This window comes from Chamaesiphon sp. GL140_3_metabinner_50 (assembly GCF_025361915.1).
GTDB lineage: Bacteria > Cyanobacteriota > Cyanobacteriia > Cyanobacteriales > Chamaesiphonaceae > Chamaesiphon.
On the sequence record NZ_JANYJC010000258.1, the window covers coordinates 1 to 3,607 of the forward strand.

A 3,607-nucleotide genomic window follows, 5' to 3' on the forward strand; every position below is an offset into this window, starting at 1 on the left:
GCGTGCTGCGCCCAAAGTCGCATATGCCCGCCCGAACCATTCCACATCAACGGCTCCATCGACGAGACTAGCCGCCGAGAGCGGGGTGCGTTCGGCAATTTGCGCTACCCAAATTTCTCGCACATCTTGTTCTACCGACCAGTTACTATCTTTAGTGTGGGCATGAATCCACCAGACACCTTCGGCAAAACCAGGGAGATCGATGGCTTGTTGAATATAATTCACCCATTGGGGCGCGAAGAAGGCGAATTGAATCAGCTTTTCTTCACTAATTTTCGCGGCTCTGACTTGGCGGGCAAATTCTACAGGCGTATCGTTACTAGCGGGAAAGCTAATCCGCATCAAGTGGCTCATCACGGCGGCTTTGCTCTGGTTGCCGTAACTATAGCCGCGCACGAAGGTGGCATTATCTAAATTCTGCAATAGTTTAACGATCGTGCCAATCCCTTCGATCGATCTTAAAGCCAGTGCTGCATTAGTCGCCGCCGTGGGTAAATCTCCCCGTTGACATTCAATTTCGAGGATGCGATCGCGACATAGATTCGCACATTCGATCGCGATATTCATGACCGGATCTAAATCCGTTACTTTCCGCCGCGTGAGCCTTTGAATATTGAAGAAGTCCGTCCTCAATTGTTGTAAGGGAGTTATATTCTCCTGACTCTGTGGCTCAAATCTGTTACCTAAGATGTGATAGATAACATCTGCACTACTGGCAAAACCCAAGCTATGAGCATTGACCACATCCTCTAGTGCAATTGCTTGATTTCTACCAAAAAAGAGGTAATAGACGCTCGCATCCATCCAACTAGCTATCTTCCACCAGCGTCGAAAATTATCAGAATCATTTCCACCAGACTGTGTAAAGCCCTCAATGTATTGAATAAATTCTTCTAGATCCCAGTTATAGGAATTATCTCCTGTCTGATTACCTAAGAGCGATTTTTCTAATTTAATCGGATCTATAGTGGTTAAGACGTTTTCTATTAAATCGAGAGCAAATTCAATGCGTTGAGGGTGGGGGTGTAAATAATCTAGCCAGCGTACAATACGAGCTACTAAATCTGGGTAGCGCAAATCCAGTTCTATTTTGCCGAACGATCTGTGAAAGATAATACGTAGCTGAGAGTAAATAGATCCAGTTTGATCTGTTTCTTCATCCTCTTCTTGCTGATATCGGGGTGCGACTGCCCGAACTAGTTCTAACCCATCTGGGTCTTTCAATCTTTTACCTTGATACCAGTTTTCCCAAACTTCTAATAACGGCAACCGTTCTAAATTCTCCTCGAAGGAAAACTCTCTTACATTAATTGATGGAAATTCCCAAGTCAAATTACCTAACAGTTCCTCCGAGACTTCGCCTTGATAATCTACAAGTTGAATTGGAGTTTGACTATGTTTGTGAATGAGTTCATCGATCGCCAACAAGGTACTTTTCGCCGCCGCCGTATTTAGTTCGACAGGATTGTTACAAGTTACTGGTTCCGGCACATACAAATCGGCAAGATTTACTAAACCCAACGCATCTCGCAAGGTTGCAGGTTGAGACTCACGCACAAAAATTCGCTCTAATAGTTGAGTTTCGGCAGTGGTAATTTTATCGCCGCGTGTGGTTTGATAGGTTTGAGCGATCGATTGGCACTCATCTACGAGGCGATTTCCCTTGACTAATTCTGCCACCAATTCCAATCCAGCTTGTCGCTGCAACTTGTCTTTAGCCGCTAATAATAATCTGGCGGACTCGATCGCATCTATATCTGGTTGTTTGAGTAATAATCCCAAAATTCCCTGACGTAAATCGCTAGATTTGCGAGTTAACAATCCGATTAAATGGGCGGCTTCAGATTTTTCGATCTGGCATTTCGTAAGTATTTCTAAAACCTGTTGCCGCACATAGCTACTAGCATCACCAGTCAGGTTAAATAATGTATCGCGAATTTCTGCATCCCAAGGCTGAATCTTCGCGAGATCTTGGGCGATGGATGCCCGTTGATAAGATTCAGCAGCGGCTAGATATGGAATCATCAACTTAGCAGATCGATCGCCCAACCATCCACGTAAAATCTGGACGATAGCCTCTTGAGAAACATTCAGTTTCATCCACTCCCAAACTAGCGGGGTTAATTGCTTGGATTTGACTTGCCAACGGGGGAAAATAGCAACGATTCGATCGAACAGTTCCGGCGCAGCCTTTAATAATTCCTGGCTGGGATAAGCATTAGCATTTAACGCTAACCACGCGACTCGATCGTCAGAATCTTCGATCGCACTTAATACTACTAATTTGGCTGGCAATAAATCTAATTGCTTCAGACAGTGAATCGCCACAAACCGATGACTGGCTGCGGGATGTTGGAGGAGCGTTTTGGCAGATTCGATCGCTTGAATTGCATCGGTAAATGCGATCGACCATAGAGCCAAATATACCGTCTGAGCATCATCGCTAGCGAGGGCGGTTTGCTGTTTGTTGGTATCGCTTAAAAATGCTAAAACTTGCGCCACAATTGCCCGCGCTGGTTTCTCTTGCAAGACATCCAAATCGAAGCCAAACCAAACATCGATCGCGCGTAATGTTGCCGCAAACCGAATTAAATTCTCATCCAAAATCAGCTTCAACATCCGCTGATACGCGATCGGATGTGCTTCATCTACGCACTCTAAAATCGTTTGACGCAGCCCTTCTTGACGCTGGGCAGCAATTAACAGCTTTTCGACAAATTCCCACCCTTCAGGGCGATTTGCCAGCAGGAGCGATCGAGTTACATGCCGCCCCATCGCGCCGATTTCATGTTCGCCTTTGGCTGAAGCGATGAGAATATCAAAAATCTTTCGCCCTAGTTCATCCCCAGCGTCAATCGCTATTGCAAATAAATAGCCCAAAATGTCGCCGTTATAGCCTAAATAAGGGCACCAACTAGCCAACCAAGGCAGATCGACATCGTAGCTCTTCACTACATCCAACAAGCGTTGCAACCACCAGCTCCGTTTTTGACTGCAAGCATCGAGCGTGGGTGCGCGGAAGGAGCGGCGGCTGTAGCCCATTTGATACGTCCAATTGGGGAAGCTCTGCCAAGTGGCTTCAACGGTTGGGGCGAATTGGGGGAAGAGAATGGTAAAAATCTTGAGTCGATCGACAGGTTTCAATTCGCCCAGACTTTTGATGCTATGCTCGATCGCGGTAGCCGAATCATCGCGTTTAATTTGTTTGCCTTTGTCGTCATGACCGAAAATACCGCACCCGATCGATCTGAGTTCAGCGGGTAGTTTGATTAGTTTGGCGATGCGATCGGTTTGCCAATTAGCGATTTGATATTCTTTGAGACGGGCTTGAGCGATTTCGGGGTTGAGCATAAAAAAATAAAGTAATATACTGTCCAACTATGATTATTCAGATGAATGGATAGACTGAGATCGGCTTGTGGAGCTAATTATAGTCCATTATCAAATCATCCTAAATCATAGTTCAGACGAAATTTAAGAGTTAATTATCGATCGAAATATCCTAAATCAACCACCAACTAACGGCGTAAGACGGAGAAACAAAAGTTCGGAACGATCGGTAAGAACCACATCTGCCGTCAAATCCTCTTGCTGCTCGTCATCGATA

Annotated in this window: 1 protein-coding gene; it reads right to left on the reverse strand. The window is 45.4% G+C overall.

Going from position 1 to position 3,607, the window contains the following annotated elements; all coding sequences use genetic code 11:
- Positions 1-3,351 (reverse strand): DUF5724 domain-containing protein (locus Q0R35_RS12910; protein WP_295618708.1); only part of this gene is annotated, 3,351 nt, incomplete at its 3' end.
- Between the last annotated feature and the right edge of the window lie 256 nt (positions 3,352-3,607).